General features: G+C 45.7%; 14 protein-coding genes and 1 tRNA gene. 7 read left to right on the forward strand and 8 right to left on the reverse strand.

What is annotated here, in order from left to right:
* Positions 1-158: 158 nt before the first annotated feature.
* The 6 genes from QT992_RS21630 to QT992_RS21655 all read right to left on the reverse strand — a co-directional run bounded on the left by QT992_RS21630 (position 159) and on the right by QT992_RS21655 (position 5,963).
* A complete protein-coding gene (locus QT992_RS21630; RefSeq protein ID WP_333338924.1) occupies positions 159-383 on the reverse strand; it encodes a hypothetical protein in 225 nt (74 codons plus the stop codon).
* A 30-nt stretch (positions 384-413) separates the two neighbouring features.
* Positions 414-1,514 carry an iron-containing redox enzyme family protein gene (locus QT992_RS21635; RefSeq protein WP_333338921.1) on the reverse strand — a complete coding sequence of 367 codons (1,101 nt, stop codon included), beginning with the start codon at positions 1,512-1,514 and terminating at the stop codon, positions 414-416.
* A gap of 172 nt (positions 1,515-1,686) precedes the next feature.
* Positions 1,687-2,301 (reverse strand): rhodanese-like domain-containing protein, encoded by a 615-nt coding sequence (locus tag QT992_RS21640; protein ID WP_333338918.1) that lies wholly within the window; start codon positions 2,299-2,301, stop codon positions 1,687-1,689.
* A complete protein-coding gene (locus QT992_RS21645; protein WP_333338915.1) occupies positions 2,291-3,061 on the reverse strand; it encodes a sterol desaturase family protein in 771 nt (256 codons plus the stop codon). Before QT992_RS21645 ends, QT992_RS21640 begins: the two co-directional genes overlap by 11 nt.
* Positions 3,062-3,084: 23 nt before the next feature.
* The gene (locus QT992_RS21650; RefSeq protein ID WP_333338913.1) at positions 3,085-3,720 is read right to left on the reverse strand and encodes a type IV pilin-like G/H family protein; all 636 of its coding nucleotides are present in this window, start codon (positions 3,718-3,720) and stop codon (positions 3,085-3,087) included.
* Between the two features lie 482 nt (positions 3,721-4,202).
* Positions 4,203-5,963: an AAA-like domain-containing protein gene (locus QT992_RS21655; RefSeq protein WP_333338909.1), complete on the reverse strand. Its 1,761-nt coding sequence runs from the start codon at positions 5,961-5,963 to the stop codon at positions 4,203-4,205.
* Positions 5,964-6,138: 175 nt separating this feature from the next.
* On the opposite strand from QT992_RS21655, the gene QT992_RS21660 reads away from it, so the two are divergent.
* From QT992_RS21660 to QT992_RS21685, 6 genes are all read left to right on the forward strand, one after another.
* Positions 6,139-6,684, forward strand: a complete 546-nt coding sequence (locus QT992_RS21660) for an NfeD family protein (RefSeq protein WP_333338907.1) — start codon at positions 6,139-6,141, stop codon at positions 6,682-6,684.
* Between the two features lie 116 nt (positions 6,685-6,800).
* Positions 6,801-7,361, forward strand: coding sequence for an SPFH domain-containing protein (locus QT992_RS21665; protein WP_333318264.1), 561 nt, complete (start codon positions 6,801-6,803; stop codon positions 7,359-7,361).
* Positions 7,362-7,477: 116 nt separating this feature from the next.
* On the forward strand, positions 7,478-7,996 hold the full coding sequence (locus QT992_RS21670) for a type IV pilin-like G/H family protein (RefSeq protein WP_333338904.1): 519 nt from the start codon (positions 7,478-7,480) through the stop codon (positions 7,994-7,996).
* Positions 7,997-8,103: 107 nt separating this feature from the next.
* A complete protein-coding gene (locus QT992_RS21675) occupies positions 8,104-8,631 on the forward strand; it encodes a type IV pilin-like G/H family protein (protein ID WP_333338900.1) in 528 nt (175 codons plus the stop codon).
* Positions 8,632-8,641: 10 nt separating this feature from the next.
* Positions 8,642-11,569, forward strand: coding sequence for an AAA-like domain-containing protein (locus QT992_RS21680; protein WP_333338898.1), 2,928 nt, complete (start codon positions 8,642-8,644; stop codon positions 11,567-11,569).
* Positions 11,570-11,951: 382 nt separating this feature from the next.
* Positions 11,952-13,010, forward strand: a complete 1,059-nt coding sequence (locus tag QT992_RS21685) for a potassium channel protein (RefSeq protein WP_333338895.1) — start codon at positions 11,952-11,954, stop codon at positions 13,008-13,010.
* Positions 13,011-13,556: 546 nt separating this feature from the next.
* On the opposite strand, the gene QT992_RS21690 is transcribed toward QT992_RS21685, so the two are convergent.
* Both QT992_RS21690 and pyk read right to left on the reverse strand, forming a co-directional pair.
* Positions 13,557-13,628: transfer RNA gene (locus tag QT992_RS21690), tRNA-Thr, on the reverse strand.
* Between the two features lie 94 nt (positions 13,629-13,722).
* Complete coding sequence (gene pyk, locus QT992_RS21695) at positions 13,723-15,510, reverse strand: pyruvate kinase (RefSeq protein ID WP_333338892.1); 1,788 nt, start codon at positions 15,508-15,510, stop codon at positions 13,723-13,725.
* A gap of 432 nt (positions 15,511-15,942) precedes the next feature.
* On the opposite strand from pyk, the gene crtR reads away from it, so the two are divergent.
* Complete coding sequence (gene crtR / locus QT992_RS21700; protein WP_333338940.1) at positions 15,943-16,833, forward strand: beta-carotene hydroxylase; 891 nt, start codon at positions 15,943-15,945, stop codon at positions 16,831-16,833.
* Positions 16,834-17,699 lie beyond the last annotated feature (866 nt).

Here is a 17,699-nt window from a genome sequence, read left to right on the forward strand (position 1 = left end):
GCCTGTTCCACTATGGTTAGCAACAGGCAAGATGCCTGTTCCACTATGGTTAGCAACAGGCAAGATGCCTGTTCCACAAAGAGTGTATTTCTTGTGGAACAGGCATCTTGCCTGTTCCTAAAAGGGCTTATTGAGAACGGTGCAAAATCTAGGGTGCATCAGTCTCTGACCCACCCTAGGATATAGCTGTTAATTCCGTCAGCAACAGGCAAGATGCCTGTTCCACAAAGATTGTATTTCTTGTGGAACAGGCATCTTGCCTGTTCTACCATTGTCAGCAACAGGCAAGATGCCTGTTCCACAAAGACTGTATTTCTTGTGGAACAGGCATCTTGCCTGTTCCTAAAAGGCTTATTGAGAACGGTGCAAAATCTAGGGTGCATCAGTCTCTGACCCACCCTAGGATATAGCTGTTAATTCCGTTCTGTGGCTTGGATCGATCGCACTACAGCAGCCGCAGCCCGATCGCCGATCGACTTCTCCTGATCGTACCCCAACACCAGCTCCCACGCCTCCTGCGGGTATCTATCAACCAGCGGGATCGCCACTTCATCTAACATCCAGCGGCCGTGACGTTCATCTTCTTTGATGTGCAGTTCCCAATAACCCATCGCAGCTTGCGAGAGGCCCAGACGCTGGGCGGCGGCTAGATAATTGCGGTAAGCGACGGGCCCGGCCACCTCAAAATAAGTGAGTCCGCCGTTGTAGCGCAGAAAATGGCGCTTGCGTTCGGTAAGCAGGAAGTTGTGATTAATGCTTGCGAGCACTTCCCAAGGCACTAAATCGAAGTACGCTTCCGGTTCCGTACTCATATCGAATTCTGCCAGCATTTGAGCAAAAAAGGTCGAGTGCTTGCGGGGGAGGCGACCGCCGCCGTATTCTTCGATCAGCACTCGCGTAAGGGTGCACTGAATTTCGTTGCCGGCACCGCCGATGATGCGAGAAACACGGCTGGCTTCCACTAAACCGTCGAAGGAGGCGATCGCCAGCAGGTGTTTGTATCCCTCTTCAGTCATCTGTTCCCGCTGGTAGCGATCGAGCTCAGTTAGCGGAGGATCGACATCGGCGGTGGCGCGATCGCGCAGGGCTTGCTTGACATCCGGCAATTTTTGCAGCGCTGCAACGTCGATTTGTGCGATTTCCCACTGCTGCCAAGGTTCCTCAATGCGATCGCGCACAGAACGCAAATAGTGCGATCGTTCGTTGTTGTAGCGGCGCAAATCGTCGTACCAAAACAAGTTGAGGCGGTTGATGCGGTAAAGTACGCGCTGCAAGAAGCGGTGAGCGGCCTCATCGCCCGGTTCCTGTTGGTAAGCTGCTTGAATTGCATAGGCGATCGCGCTTTCAAAATCGCTGACAAGTAACGGTTTTGCCGCCACCGTCTTGTCTAAATCCTCGACTTCTAGCAAATTGACAAATTGTCGCTCGGCTGCTTCGTAATTAGGGAGTACGGATTGCTTTTTGGAAAGAGTCCGCGAGTCTGAAGAAGGAAGTATCTCTATCGTGTTTTGCATGGAATCAAGTTATGCTAACTCTAATTATTGTGCTGCCTGCCAAAACAGCCAACCGTTGCAGATTGCTGAGGATTCTGGCTACTTTTCTTGAAGATAGCTAATCTGCCAGCACGATGCACCTTTCTATTGATAGAGATTTGACAGAAATCAATTTGGTCGCAACTGCCCCGATTCATTCCGAAAGCAGGGTGACTGACGGAGACTTTATCAAACTCCCCAAAGTAATTGGAGCTAATATCTGGGCATCTTTTGGAGCCGGCACTGCTTGCCGCCACGCTTTGATACCTCCTGAAAGGACAACAACATTCAGGCTAATATCCTTAATCTTATTAGTCTCATTTCCCGCAGATTCTTGGGAATACCGAGCGAGTTTTTCCAACTGTTTGTATGCTTTAACCGATCGCCCTCCTCTGGCACAATAAAGTACAATTATCGGCTGAGGTCGATCGGATTTAACCCTAGCTTTGACAATGGATTGAATCTGCTTGACACCGAACCCCATATCAATATCAATTATGGGAACAAGGGGACTTTCACCGATGCGATCTTCCGCGTATTCTTCGGGCGATCGCACATCGATCAAAATCACTGGTTTCAACTTATTCTGCTGCAATTCGGCAACAGTTACTTGTTTCGTATTTAAACTGGCGATAAAAGTTAGGATATCCATGTGATGAAATAGGGCAACTGCACCCAAAGAAGCAACACTCGTCAAGCCAAAACCCATAATTGCCAGCAAAAAGCGATAATAGCGCTTAATACCTGGTTTTGCATTTTCATCTAGCATTTTTAATCATCCTTGAAAATGGATAGAACATTTGTCCGACATATCCAGCAGGTATAGAATCAGAGATTCCATATTTATGAGGCATTTTTTTTGCTGGCATATAGATAGTACCAAATAGCAAATCTAACAGTGGCAACTGAACAGCAAAGTTTTTGTTGTTTATTCCGGGAATTTTACTGTGATGCCAGTGATGAAATTGTGGGGTAGCTACGAACCATTTTATGATGCCAAATTTTAATTTAATATTAGAATGAATTAAGAAAGCGATCGCCGCAGAATAAAAAGCGTAAACCACCAAACTCTCCTTGGTAAATCCCAACCAGTAAAGAGGCATAATTTTGCAAATCTGAGTAAAAATTTGCTCGCACGGATGCACCCGCACTGCTGCTAACCAATCCATGTGTTCAATGCTGTGATGGACTGCATGAAATTGCCAAAGCCAGGGTACTTCATGCAGTAGTCTGTGAGCCATATAATATGCCATATCTGAAATTACAATAGCTTCTACAAACTGCAACCACACAGGTTGAGATGCTACTTTGCTTTGCAATTCCGGGTTGAGTAAATTAGTTATCAGCGACAAAATTACAGTCACAACAATAGCGCCCGATCTGCCAATAAAGTGACCTGTAAAAAAATATGTGGCATCGGTTGCCCATCCGAGACGGAATATCTTTTGCTTGTGCAAGGAAAAGATTCTTTCGAGGGGAATGAAGATGCAAGCTAAGATGATGAAGCCTTTGACAATTTCAGGTAACATGAGATTATCATTAATGTCGATATTTACTTAAGCACGTCGCTACTACCAGCAGCGCAGACAGGATTACCATTCTGAAGGATAGGAGCAGACGGTTGGGTATTTCCAGGAGAATTTGCTCCACACAGAATGGAGACAGTAGTCTTCCCTTTGTTAGCTGCTTGGGAAACAGGTACTAAAAAGACAGCCCCGACATAGCTACGAAGATTATTGCTGCGGGCTACACCATAACTAAACGCAGCATTTTTGGTAGATATGGTTGAATAGTTATAGTTGGTTGTCTGAGTTTTAATGCCGAGGCCTAGGGCATTAACGGAATTGGAAAATGCGCCCTCCTCGGCGTATATTGCTTGTTGACCTTTGTTCATTGAGCTAACATATTGTTTACCTTCTGATTGCTTCGCCTTGCCACCACAACCGCTAGAATAAGGGAGGGCGATCGCACCAAGTATTATGCTGCCCAGAGGAAAGTAAATAAAAGTGATCCTCAGTAAGGTTCCTACCCATGATTTACGTTTTTTGTCAGGGAGAATGTTTTTTTCTGAAGATTCCGCTTTTTTATCGAGTGCATCGAGTTGAGGGTTTGTCTTAAGCTGCATGGTTGTTCTCGATACTGCTTCTTTGTTGAGTTCATCTAGTTGAGGATTTTTTTTAAGCTGCATGGTTGTTGTCCAAATGTGTTAGCAGAGTAGTTTTCAAGTGATTGACATACTCCCTGGCGTAAACACATGGGGATTCTAGAGTCAAACAGCGAGTGCAGGCGTAGCTTGTCTAATATCGCCTAATCGAACAGTCGATGCCAAGAAAAACAAGCAAGTTATTTTTAGCGTCGTTTTCATCCAGGCCATTGAGTGCGGTGGGGCTTGCAAACCTCACCTACTGCGCCTTGCTTCTACTCTATTTTTATTGAATCACGTGGCTATTTGAGAAGTTGAGTGAGTTCTCATCGACTTCTCATCGACTTTGATCCCCCCTAGCCCCCCTTAAGAAGGGGGGGACTGGAAGCGCTCTCAAAGTCCCCCTTCTTAAGGGGGATTTAGGGGGATCTAGACGATCGGGAAAAACGAGATTTCTCAAGGTTTTTAGTCTTAAGTTGACACCAATTCGAGCGGGAGCAATGCCCGTTGCGTAAGTCTTGTAAGAATTATTTGCCATTTAGCCGATCGCGAAAATACTCCTGATACAACCGACATCTCGGAATGCAATGATTTCCATCCAATTTCACCAACCCCATACTATTTAACTTAAACCCCAATTCTGACCTCAATCTAACTGGCTGGGAAACACTCACAACCTCTCTCATCGCCTCCATTAATTCCGAATATTTCTCTAAATTCCATAAATGGCGGCGCAAATGATCGCTGTAAATTCCCGCTTCAGTTGCAGATTCTTTCACTAACCGATCTAAAGTCACATCTTGACGCGAAATATGATACATTCCTAGCCGCACTAAATAAGGATTTCCGCCCACTAACCCCATCAAGTCTCCAACTTCATTCCCACTCCAATTCAATCCGTGCCGCTTTGCCAAGTCTTGCACTTGCTGAGAATTAAACTCTGGCAATTCAATCGGTAAACCCACATTAAACGGCGATTTATTCACATCCAGCGGAATATATACTTCCGTAGAATGCACCACAATCAAACGAAACTTTTTCCAAATATCTCGCCGTTTTGCTTCTTCGTGCAAAGCTCGCAATAACCCAAAAAAGTCGTCGGCAATTTCCGGTGATTCAAACAGGCGATCGCTCTCATCCAAGCCTAACGTCAGAGGTTTTGAGGATTCAGACAGCAAATACTGTTCAAAATAAGCCTTGCAGCACTGATTGCTGCCAATCAAATCGGCTAATTCCCAACACTTGGGCAACTGCTCCAGCATTCCTAGCTCTTGACCGATGCTAGCACAAAACCACTGCAAAAATGTATCTGAATTAGCGAATATTTTCCTATTGGCTAGCTGAAAACTCAGCGCTACCGTGCGAGAACCTTGCGCTTCTGCATGATGCAAAATCCTCGCCATCAAGGAAGTTTTGCCCATTTGTCTGGGTGCTTTTATGCGGATGAGGGCTCCCGGTTGGGCGATCGTCTCGTAACAGCGGGATTCGATCGGAGGGCGATCGATATAAAAACAAGAAGTGAGTTCAACTTGTCCTCCCGGCAATTCTGGCGGCGCTGCTGGCAGGGGTTGAATTATTGACTGTTTTGTGCTGTTAATTGCGTTCCATTCTACAGCTAATTCATGGTCGGCAGTTAACGATGTGCGACCTTCTTTGATAATGGTTAAAATTTGTGATAATAACTTAAATGAGTCGCCAACACCGCGCCATAGCCAGGGCTGAATTCCTGCTAAATAGCTCAGTAAATCAAAAGAAAGCGGTGTATTTAATTCAACTAAAATCGGTAAAATTGCGGGTTTGTGAGCCGTTAAATTGTGCAATTCCTTGGCTAGCTGCACTTGTTCCAATACCATTTCGCTAGCCGCCGATTCTTCGGAAATCAGCAACAGCAAATAATCGCAACGCTTTAAATATGAGCCTGAGTCGCTGCTGTTGTTAATAAAAAAGACTTCGTGCCCTCCCGCACTCAAAGCTTGGTGTAACTGCTGGGAAAGCGTATTGTGTGAGGTCGATCGGACGATCGCCACTTTTGCCCTCACCAGCACTACCTCCTCTGGCTCTGAATTCGCCTCAAAATCGGCTATATCGCGCCATTCCTGCCCCAATCCGCGACAAATTTCGATGAAATTGGCGTAATCCACAGGTTTGCCATTCAGAAAATGGCTGACTGTAGATTGGGCCATCCCTAAATCCTCAGCCAGAATTTTCTGACTGGGAAAGCCATTTCTCAGGAGACAGGATTTAACTGCGCGTATGCACTCTTCGCGCACCCTTAGCGATCGTGGCATTGCTTATCACAATCAAAACACTGAAACCATCATAAATGCCAACCGCCCCTAAAGTCGATGAAAAGTCGATGAAAAGTCGATGAATTTTCAAATAACTCAGTCGCCAACTCAAATAGCCACCTGATTAGATTAGAAATAACAAGGTTGAATCCCATCAAAACGAGGTAAAAGCATTGTGTATTCTATCCTAATTTGGTCGCTGGCGTCAGCCACTAATCAACCAGGTTTCGCCTTCACCCCGCCCCTATTCTGGTTGCTGATCGGAGTTGTGCTTAGTGCGATGGAGCTATTAATCATCAAAACTCAGCCCCAAAAATACAGATTTTACCTGCTAATGATGGGAGCTTCGGCTGTAATTGAATCATTTATTTTGTGGAGAGGGTCTGTAGCATTTGAGTTTAGTTGGGCGAACATAATGTATGAAGATTTTGACTGGCAGATATTCTACTGGATGGGGATAGCCCTCGCGCTGAGTATCTGGATTCGACCGATTTTCATTGTTCGCAAAAAGTTTGTCATTCCCGAAGCAACCGAAGCGACAACAATCTCCGAAATTTTCCCCGGAGAAACCGGAATGGTGATTTATGAAGGGGCTTCGTGGAAAGCTCGCAATGAAGATTCCCAAGGGGCGATCGCACCCAGGCAAAAAGTTTATGTTTTGCGCCGCGAAGGAAACACGCTGATTGTTGTACCTGACAGATTAATTCACATCAACAGCTAACTCAGATTTAGCTCTTTTATGACTCGGCGATTGAAATCGCTTCTACACAAACAAAGTCCGCCTTCGCGGACTAAGAAATCACCATCAACTGTCAACTATTTACCAGGAGATTCACTATGTATCACTATTTTTTGACGGTATTGCTTGCCATCACCGGAGTATCCTTAGCCAGCAGTGTAAAAATCGTCCGTCAAGGAGATGAGGCGTTAGTTGAAATTTTCGGAAAGTACGATCGCAAGAAACTCGAACCTGGTTTGACTTTTTTGATTCCCTTCGTCGAAACAGTGGCTTATAAACAAACTCTGCGCGAGCAAATTTTAAAATTGCCACCGCAAGAATGCACAACGCGCGATCGGGTGGCCATCACCGTTGATTTTATTGTGTACTGGCGAATCATTGACTTAGAAAAAGCTTCCTACAAAGTGCAGAATCTCAAGGAAGCGATGTTAAATATGCTGATTCTTTCAATTCGCACTCACCTTGCTAAATTATCTGTTGAGGAACTCTACACGGCTCGACATGAGATTAATAATGCTTTAGTGGAAGAGTTGGATACAACGACAGATCCTTGGGGTGTGAAGTTTACGAGGGTGGAATTGCGCGATTTTGCGATCGGCAGTAAAGTGATTCAGCCCACATCCATTGACCGGAAAGAAGTACAAAAGCTGCGAGCTTAGAGATTAGTATTTCCTCCTTTTCATCGTTACCAGGCAGAGCCTGGTAACGCAGATCCAGAGGCTCTGCCTCGCCGACTATAATTCGCATTGTATATACCATTTAAGGAGACAACACCATGACTAACAATCAAGAATCAATAGTTCGCAATGCAGCTTGTCGCGGTTGTGGATGCTTATTACTTATAACCGGTATTGGAGTATTGAATGGGATAGCTCTGCCATTTTATCTCAATAATACCAATAGAAGCCAGCAGTCAGAAGCAAAAGAGTATGTTAGCTCAATGAACAAAGCTCAGCAAGCAGATTTTGCCGAAAAAAGTGTTTTTTCGCGTTCCGTTAATGCTTTGGAACTTGGGATAAAAACGGAGACAACAAATTACAAGTATTCAGTTCGCGTCACAAAGCAAACTGCTTTTAATTATGGAGTCTCCAAGCAACCACAACTTAAGAGTTATGTCGGCGGTGTCTTTCTAGTTCCTGTTAAAAAAGTTGAACCCAATGCTGCTAAAGATGGAATAACAACAATATCCATAGTCTGCCAAGCTGATTCTCCCGGTACAATTAAACCAGCGGAACCCACCTATGAAAATGGTAAACTTGCTTGTGGGCAAGGCACAAGACAAGTGCCAAACTAATCTAAGTATAGGCAATATAATGACTGTCAATTACCAATATCAAATCGGCATTCACTTGAGATTTACCTGACTAAAGTCTTTACTACAAACAGAGAGGATACAAAACAATGAGTCAACCAAATTCTAACTCAGCTAGCCTTGCATCGAATGTTGGTGGATACTTAGTGTTTTTAATGTTGATTGGAGTATTAGCTTCGGTAGTTGTGCCACCCTTTCAGGTTAGGGTTAGGTTCAACAAGCAATGGGAACCCAGAATGTATATTAGCTTAATCAACAAACGTCAGCAAGCCTATTTTGCCGAAAAAAGTGTTTTTAGCACTTCTGTTAACGCTTTAAGAATTCGCAATATTAAAACCGAGACAGAAAATTACAAATATTCCCACCCTACAACAAACAAAGCAACATTTAATTATGGAGTCTCAAAGCATAAAGATCTTAAAAGCTTTGTCGGTGCAGTTTTTGTAATTCCTGCTACAAAAGTTGAGTCAAATGCTTCTAAAAATAAAATAACGACCACATCTATATTGTGCCGATCTGATTCTCCTGGTACAATCAAACCACCAGAACCAACTTATCAAAATGGTAAAATTGCTTGTGCTACAGGCACCATTGAAATGCCACAAACTTATGACTAGAGGCTAGATAATGACAGTCGATTACCAATATCAAATCGGTGGCAGTCTCCCGCAAAATGCACCTACTTATGTAGTGCGACAAGCTGACTCAGAACTTTATCAAGCCCTCAAAGCTGGAGAGTTTTGTTACGTGCTCAATTCCCGACAAATGGGCAAATCCAGTTTGCTGGTGCGAACTGTACAAAAACTCTCGGCTGATGGCATTGCCTGTGCTACGATCGACCTTTCGGACATTGGCAACCAGCAAGTCTCTCTAGATAAGTGGTACGGCGGCGTCGCTTACAAACTCTTGTGCAGCTTCAACCTGTTTAACCCAGTCGAGTTTATGGCTTGGTGGCGGGAGAGAGAGTTGATGTCGCCGGTGCAGCGCTTAGGAGAGTTAATTGAAGAATTGCTGCTGGTCAAAATTTCTCAGAACCTGGTCATTTTTATTGATGAAATTGATAGCGTTCTGAGTTTCCAAGAACCGCTAGACGATTTTTTTGCATTAATTAGATGTTGCTACAATAAACGGGCTCACAATTCAGAATACCAGCGCATTACATTTGCTTTGCTGGGAGTAGCTACGCCATCGGATTTAATTAGCGATGCAACTCGCACGCCCTTTAATATCGGCTTACCTATTGAGTTGCACGGTTTTAAATTACAGGAAGCTCTGCCTTTAGCAAAGGGATTTGAGGGAAAAGTAGAAAATCCTCAAGAGGTTTTAAAAGAAATTTTGGACTGGACGGGAGGGCAGCCATTTCTGACTCAAAAGCTTTGCAAGCTGATTCTGCACCATGTAAAAAGCTTAGCGTCTGCTTCTATTATATCAGACTCAACGGATGAAAGCAAAAGGGAAAATTTTACTAAAAATCAATTATTAATTAGCGAGATAGTGCAATCTCATATTATTGATAATTGGGAATCAGCCGATGAACCGGTACACATCAAAACAATTCGCGATCGCCTTCTCAGAAATCCGCACCGCGCCAGTAGGTTATTAGGACTATATCAAAAAATATTGCCACTTTCAGAACCCCCCGATTGTAGGGGCGGTGCCCCCGTGCCCGCCCTGGTAGGGGGGATCTGGGCGGATGATACTCCCGAACAAACCGAACAGCAACTGAGTGGAAATCAGCAACCTTCAGAACCCCTCGATTGTAGGGGCGGTGCCCCCGTGCCCGCCCTGGTAGGGGGAATCTGCGCCGATGATACTCCCGAACAAACAGAATTGCGGCTGAGCGGATTAGTAGTAAAACGAGCCGGAAAATTAACCGTATCCAACCGCATTTACGCAGCTATATTCAACCAAAACTGGGTAGAAAAAGCACTCGGCGACTTGCGCCCCTATGCTGAATCCCTAACAGCATGGATAGCTACAAATTGTCAAGACGAATCTCGCTTGTTGCGCGGTCAAGCACTGGAAGATGCCCGACAGTGGGCGGCAAATAAAAGCTTGAACACCCAAGATTATCAATTTTTAGGTGCGAGTCAAGAAGCGGAATTTGCCAAATTGCGCGATCGCGAAAAACAAACTCAAGCTGAAATTGAACAACTGCGCCGCGAAAAAAAGTTACTAGAGGAACTAAGCGAAGCACAAAAACAGAAAAAAGTGATTGCAGCTAAACTTTGGCGCGAGCAACAACTGAGAGTGCAAACAGTTACCGGAGCCGCAGTCATATTAATATCAATCCTGATAGTAACTTTTTGGGTAAAACCGTCCATCGAAGAAAGAAACCACAAAATTCTCACTCTCAGTTTGCTATCAGAAACGCTATTTGCTGCGGATAAAAAAGACGAAGCTCTGCTAGAAAGCATCAGAGCTGTTACAGAAATGAAACGATCGCTCGGAGTGAGTTCAGATATTCAGATGCGAGTGGCGATCGCCCTCGAACAGGCCGTTTACAACTTTCGGGAACGCCGCCGCTTGCAGACTCAAGCCAGTACCCTTGCTTTCGTGAGTTTCAGTCCCGACAGTCAAACAATTGTGACTGCTACCGATGACAATTATATCAAGCTTTGGCAAACTAATGGAACTTTGCAAGCAACATTGACAGGGCATACTGATAAAATTAGAAGGGCAATTTTCAATGCTAACGGTCAGATACTTGTCTCAGCAAGCGACGACCAAACTCTCAAAATTTGGCAAAGAGATGGCAAATTAATTCATGATTTAAAAGGACACCGCAGTCAAATAACAAGCGTTTCTTTTAGTCCAGATGGTAAAATCATCGCTTCAGCAAGTGCCGATGGAACAGTTAAACTCTGGAAAATAAACGGTGAAAAGTTGTTAAGTTTAAAATTGGAGCGAGGTTGGATAACCAGCACGAGTTTTAGCCCAGACGGCCAGATAATTGCTGCGGCTGGTACTGATGGCAGTGTTAAACTTTGGAGTTTGAGAAAGGTTGTGGAAAAGTTGCAAAAACAGCAGTCAATTGAAGCAAGCACCGATATCAAATTGCTCAGAACTTTACAGATTGAAAGTGATAAAATAATGACTGTAGCTTTCAGTCCAGACGGAGCAATGCTGGCGACTGCAAATGCTGGGGGAACTGCGAGAATTTGGAGCAAAGACGGCACACCGCTAAGTATTTTCAAGCATACAAGTGGATTGACAAATATCAGCTTTAGTCCCGACAGTCAAATGTTGCTATCTGCAAGCACAGACAAAATGGTGAGGCTGTGGAACATTGACGGTACATTGCTCAAAACTTTAAAAGGTAATAAGGATGCTGTGTGGAGTGCGAGTTTTAGTCCAGACGGCAAAGCGATCGCTACTGCTAGCGCTGACGGTACGGTGATGCTGTGGAATTTTAATCTTGACGATTTGTTGCTGCAGGGTTGCGATGGAGCCCGCAATTATTTTCAGACAAACCCGATCGCAAATCCGAACAATCGCCACCTCTGCGACGGGATTGGAACTCAGTCGGAACTCACGCAAAAAAAACCGGGTTAATCGATTTTAGATTTTAGAATTGAGATTTTAGAATTGAGATTTTAGAATTGAGATTTTAGAATTGAAGCATTGACTTGCGCGAGATAAATTCGGTGGCTTGTATCCTGGATGCTTTCGGTCAAAATGTTGAGTTTGGCAGCAAAGTATCTAGGCAGAAACTGGCTTTTTGACCCCGAATTTCAAAGGTGGTACCCGCCACGTGATTTATCCGTGGAATCAATCCAAAATCGCCAATCGAAAATTCTCAATCCCCCGCATTTATCTCGCGCAAGTCAATCTAAAATCTAAAATCTAAAATCTAAAATCGATTGACCGCCCCTGCGTCTAGGGCTGATATCGTTTAAATTGGTAGCAGCTAATAGGTAATAGGTCAGCCCGATCGGTGTATTCAACTCTAGAACAAAAGTACCAGCGCCTGCAAAAAGACTTAAGAAGCGGAGTCATCGCCCTGGGCGGCATTTTATGCACGGGTACTCTCTGGTATAGCCTGGTGGAAAAATGGTCTTTGCTTGATGCCGCTTACATGACAGTCTTTACCCTAGCAACTGTCGGCTACGGTGAACTTCAGCCCCTCGGCCAACGCGGGCGAATGTTTACCATATGCCTGATTTTGATGGGCGTGATTGTGATTGGTTTCATCGTCAACCGCTTTACAGAAGCGCTGATTGAAGGATATTTTCAAGAAGGAGCAAGAATTAGGCAGCAGCGACGATTGGTAGATTCTTTGATCGGGCATTACATTCTCTGCGGTTTTGGGCGCACTGGCCGCCAAATTGCCTTGGAATTTCAGGCCGAAAACATCTCTTTTGTGGTGATAGATTCGGCTGTACAGTCGGTTGAGGCAGCTTTGACGCTGGGGTACATGGCTGTCCAAGGAGATGCGACTTTGGACGAAATTTTGCTGAGTGTGGGGATCGATCGCGCAATTTGCATAGTAGCAGCTTTGCCTTCGGATGCCGAGAATTTATACACCGTCCTGTCGGCGAAAACTCTGAATCCGAAGGTACGGGCGATCGCCCGCGCCACCACAGAAGAAGCGGTAAAGAAGTTGCAGCGGGGCGGCGCCGATGCCGTCGTATCCCCCTACATCACCGGGGGAAAACGCATGGCTGCGGCGGCTTTGCGGCCTCAAGTTATGGATTTTTTAGATGGTGTTTTGACGGGCACCGAGAGTTCTTTTTACATGGAAGAATTTTTGGTCGATCCCAATACTTGTGTCTACGTCGGGCAAACTTTGAGAAATGCCAAGTTGCGATCGCAATCAGGGGCCTTGGTTTTAGCAGTGCGGCGCGCTGGCGGGACTTTGATTGTCGGGCCTACCGGCGAAACTGCGATCGAAGGAGGAGATACGCTGATTTGTTTGGGTACTGCGGAACAACTGCGAACTCTCAATCAAATCCTCAGTCCCCTGAGTTTTCGCCTCCCCCGGCCCCCGAACTAATACGATGTCAGGTTTCTAGTCAGGAATGCAAGTCCTCTGTTGACTGTTGACTGTTGACTGTTGACAGTTAACTGTTGACAGTTAACTGTTGACTGTTGACTGTTGACTGTTGACTGTTGACTGTTGACTGTTGACTGTTGACTGTAGAAGGAGGGGTCGAAAAACTGAATGGTTGAGTGTTAAATGTTGACTCGATTTTATTATTCCAATGCAACCGGAAACGATATGATATCAAATCCGTTGGCATCGGAATTATTCATCTCTCTCTTCCCTTTCTCTGTGTCCTCTGTGTCCTCTGCGGTTTCATCATATACAACCGGAATTGATATGACAACTGACTGTTTGGACAGTTGAACAATACCAATGCAACCGGAAACGATATGATTTAATAAAAAATTCACAATCTCCACCCCACAAGGATTTAGGGCAAATAAAAATGCTCTCGGCTACTTGGCCGAGAGCATTTTTGAGCAGTTAAACTGCGTTTTGCTACAGATTTGCAACAATCATAGACAAGTCATAGACAAAAAAATCGCTGAAACCCAAAGCCGATGGTGGGATTTGAACCCACGACCGTTCGATTACGAATCGAATACTCTACCCCTGAGCTACATCGGCACAGACAATTTTGAATTATAGCACAACTATAGCGAAAAAAGCAACGAGTTGTAGAATTTAATTCAAAATTCCACAACTCCTAGCTCACCAACAGTTAAACCGTCACTTCCGTGTCAGTTGAGCCGCCTCTGGCCCCGGAATAAACTAAACCCCGCTGCATATCCAGCGTCAGCATAGTTCCGTCCCGAATTACCCGCGTGGCATTCTTTACGCCCACCATCACGGGCACGCCCAAGCGCAAACCGATAATCGCGGCGTGAGAAGTCAAACTGTCCTCCTCCGTCACCACACCTGCGGCTTTGCGAATCATCTCCACAAAAGCGACGCTTGTGTGTTCCACTACCAAAATTTCTCCAGGGTGGAAATTGCCTACATCCGCAGCAGTGCGAGCAACCCTGGCCAGGCCACTCACCGATCCCAAACCGACACCGGTGCCTTTTCCTAAAACTGCTGTCACTACTTCAACTTTGATCAAATCCGTCGATCCGGCAACTCCTTGCAGAGTACCGGCGGTCATCACCACTAAATCTCCGTCGGACACTAACTCTTTTTCTTGGGCGACAGTCATGGCAGAGTGAAATGTCTGGCCGGTGGAGGGCAAATCCAGCACCAGCAAGGGTTTTACTCCCCATACTAATTGCAGTTGTCGGGCTACATCTACGTGAGGAGTAACTGCCAAAATCGGAGTTTTGGGTCGGAACTTCGAGACATTTCGGGCTGTGGCGCCGGTTTTGGTCAGCGTCATGATGGCCGCCGCGTTCAATTGTTCGGAGATTTGGCTGACTGCTTGGCTGATGCCGTTGGGGATCGATCGACCAATATCTTCTACATTCCTAATATTCCGCTTAATTCCTTCCCTCTCCATCCGCACCGCAATTCTCGCCATCGTCGCCACCGCTTCGACGGGGAACTTGCCGACAGCGGTTTCATTTGATAGCATCACCGCATCAGTTCCGTCAAGAATCGCGTTGGCCACGTCGGAAATCTCGGCGCGGGTGGGACGAGGATTACCTACCATGCTGTCGAGCATCTGGGTAGCGGTAATTACCGGAATGCCCAGGCGGTTGGAGGTAGCAATCAGGCGCTTTTGCAAAATCGGCACGTCTTCGGCGGGTAGTTCCACCCCCAAATCGCCGCGGGCGACCATCACGCCGTTGCAAAGGGTGAGAATTTCCTCCATTTGTTCGATCGCCTCGTGCTTTTCGATCTTAGCAATCACCGGTACTTGCTTGCCCGCACTGGCAATCAGCTCTTTAATTTCGAGTACATCTTGGGGATTTCGCACAAAGCTCAGGGCTACCCAATCGACACCTTGGTCGAGGCCGAACATTAAATCTTTGCGGTCTTTATCAGTCAGCGCTTTAATTGACAGGTAAACTCCCGGAAAATTCACGCCTTTGTTGTTGGAAAGCGGCCCGCCGACGACGACGCGGCAGTACAATTCCCGCGCCGCGCGGTCTACTTTTTCCACCAGCATTTCCACTTTGCCGTCGTCTAGCAGAATCACTGCTCCCTCTGGAACTTCGTCTGCTAGGGGGTCGTAGGTGACGGAAGAAATGAGCTCGGTGCCGGGAACTTGGCGGCTGGTGAGAATGAAAGGATCGCCGTTTTTGACAACTATAGAGCCTGTCTCAAAGCGCCCTAAACGAATTTTCGGGCCTTGGAGGTCTTGGAGGATGGCTACCGGCTGGTTGAGTTCAAAGGATGTTTGCCGGATTAAGCGAATGCTGCGCTGGTGGTCTTCTTCTGTTCCGTGGGAAAAGTTGAGTCGCAAAGTTGTGGCACCTGCTTCTATAAGCTGGCGCAGCACTTGTGGGTCGGAAGTTGCTGGGCCAATGGTGGCGACGATTTTAGTCCGGCGTAGGGCTTTTGGCAATTGCATCAGCGGTGTTCTGGGGAGGCAGGTGGATTTCTTGTTTAAATTTCGGCTAACGTTTCTTCTTTGCACTACAAGCAATGACGCTAGTCTGAAGTCTTAAAAATTTTGATAGTCGTCAAAAAAGTAGGTATTGAACAATATATAGAATATCTGACTTTTTACCGATCGGTAATCTTTTCTGTTCGATCGGCTTTTCTTCAAAATAACTTTAGATTTAGGCCTTGACAAATATACAGATATACCCATTCATTTTTGTTGGTTTCCCAAGAGCGTTGTGCGAATGTAACATCGGTAAGCTTGCCAAGCAACAAACTCTGATTTATATGCAGACGACGGGCGATCGAGATTAGATACAGTTATTTCACAAAAGTTTACTATTTAGAGGCTTGTATCTTATACTACGCAAGTGTGAAATATTATGGAGTGCTAACAAAGATGTCGGAGGCAGGACGGCCGCTGACAGTGCCGAAAGAGTTTCTGAGTCCTCCCGGTGACTTCAATCCGACACTGCTGCTGTTTTTGAGTGCAGTAGTGATTATCGTGATTTCTAACTTGGGTTTCTGGTGTTGGGGATGGCCGCAGTGGTGCTGTTTTTGGCTGAACGTGTTGGCTTTGCACATGGCTGGAACTGTGATTCACGATGCGTCTCATAATGCGGCCCATCGCGATCGGACGATCAATGCTATTTTGGGACACGGTAGCGCGCTGATGTTGGGTTTTGCTTTCCCGGTGTTTACGCGGGTACATATGCAGCATCACGCCCACGTTAATGACCCAGATAACGATCCAGACCATTATGTTTCGACCGGCGGGCCTTTGTGGTTGATTGCTGCGAGGTTTTTTTACCACGAGATTTTCTTTTTTAAGCGCAAGCTGTGGCGGAAATACGAATTATTGGAATGGTTTCTCAGCCGTTTGTTTGTGATCGCGATCGTCTATATCTCGATTCAATACGGCCATTTAGATTACGTCCTGAATTTTTGGTTTTCTCCGGCTTTGGTGGTGGGGTTGGCGTTGGGGTTATTTTTTGATTATTTGCCGCACCGTCCGTTTCACGATCGCGATCGTTGGAAAAATGCCAGAGTATATCCTAGTCCTATTCTAAATATCTTGATTTTGGGGCAGAATTATCATCTGATTCATCACTTGTGGCCTTCTATTCCTTGGTACAATTACAAGCCTGCTTATGAGGCTGTGAAGCCGCTGTTGGATGAGAAGGGTTCTCCTCAAACTTTGGGAATATTGGAAGGGAAAAAGGACTTTTGGAGTTTTATATATGACATTTTTTTAGGGATTAGGCTGCATCACAAGAAAGCGTCTGATTGACAAAAAACCCGGTTTCTTTGAGAGGCCGGGTTTTTTTTGTATGGCAGAAGGAAGAAGGCAAATGCAATTGGGGGTAATGGTTTGAGTAGGGAAAGGGTACTGCCTTTGGTGGTGTCAACTTAAGCTTTTAGTCCGCCACTCCTCCCACCAGGCAGTCGGCCAGGGAATGAATTCCCTGTCTCATAGCTAAAGTCCTCTCAAAGAGGACTGAAGAACTCATTAGTCCTCTTTTAGAGGACTTTCACTTTGAGGCAGGGGTTTCAACCCCTGACGGACTATCGGTTTTACCTTAAGTTGACACTACCAAAGGCGCTGCCGCCACTCCTCCCACCCGGCACTCCGCCAGGGAATGAATTCCCTGTCTCATAGCTAAAGTCCTCTAAAAGAGGACTGAAGAACTCATTAGTCCTCTTTTAGAGGACTTTCACTTTGAGGGAGGGGTTTCAACCCCTGACGGACTATCGGTTTTACCTTAAGTTGACACGACGAAAGGTACTGCCGCCACTCCTCCCACCCGGCACTCCGCCAGGGAATGAATTCCCTGTCTCATAGCTAAAGTCCTCTAAAAGAGGACTGAAGAACTCATTAGTCCTCTTTGAGAGGACTTTCACTTTGAGGCAGGGGTTTCAACCCCTGACGGACTATCGGTTTTACCTTAAGTTGACACGACCAAAGGTACTGCCGTCTCCTGACTGTGGGTAAGATTAATTCCGATGCCACGGGATTTGATATCAATCCCCTCGCGGGGAAGTGGTAAAGAAGCTAAGTAGGGGCCCAGAAACCGGGTTTTTTACGAAAATATGTGGTTGTAGTCCACAGATTCGGTAAAAAACCCGGTTTCTTTCGTCGGAGTGCATAAATTCTGG

It is taken from the genome of Microcoleus sp. T3_D1 (assembly GCF_036700405.1).
Classification (GTDB): Bacteria; Cyanobacteriota; Cyanobacteriia; order Cyanobacteriales; family Microcoleaceae; genus Microcoleus.

Coding starts and splice junctions, on each gene's coding strand:
- QT992_RS21630 (WP_333338924.1), bottom strand. CDS start 383: ATGCACCCTAGATTTTGCACCGTTCTCAATAAGCCTTTTAGGAACAGG.
- QT992_RS21635 (WP_333338921.1), bottom strand. CDS start 1,514: ATGCAAAACACGATAGAGATACTTCCTTCTTCAGACTCGCGGACTCTT.
- QT992_RS21640 (WP_333338918.1), bottom strand. CDS start 2,301: ATGCTAGATGAAAATGCAAAACCAGGTATTAAGCGCTATTATCGCTTT.
- QT992_RS21645 (WP_333338915.1), bottom strand. CDS start 3,061: ATGTTACCTGAAATTGTCAAAGGCTTCATCATCTTAGCTTGCATCTTC.
- QT992_RS21650 (WP_333338913.1), bottom strand. CDS start 3,720: ATGCAGCTTAAAAAAAATCCTCAACTAGATGAACTCAACAAAGAAGCA.
- QT992_RS21655 (WP_333338909.1), bottom strand. CDS start 5,963: ATGCCACGATCGCTAAGGGTGCGCGAAGAGTGCATACGCGCAGTTAAA.
- QT992_RS21665 (WP_333318264.1), top strand. CDS start 6,801: ATGTATCACTATTTTTTGACGGTATTGCTTGCCATCACCGGAGTATCC.
- QT992_RS21670 (WP_333338904.1), top strand. CDS start 7,478: ATGACTAACAATCAAGAATCAATAGTTCGCAATGCAGCTTGTCGCGGT.
- QT992_RS21675 (WP_333338900.1), top strand. CDS start 8,104: ATGAGTCAACCAAATTCTAACTCAGCTAGCCTTGCATCGAATGTTGGT.
- QT992_RS21680 (WP_333338898.1), top strand. CDS start 8,642: ATGACAGTCGATTACCAATATCAAATCGGTGGCAGTCTCCCGCAAAAT.
- pyk (WP_333338892.1), bottom strand. CDS start 15,510: ATGCAATTGCCAAAAGCCCTACGCCGGACTAAAATCGTCGCCACCATT.
- crtR (WP_333338940.1), top strand. CDS start 15,943: ATGTCGGAGGCAGGACGGCCGCTGACAGTGCCGAAAGAGTTTCTGAGT.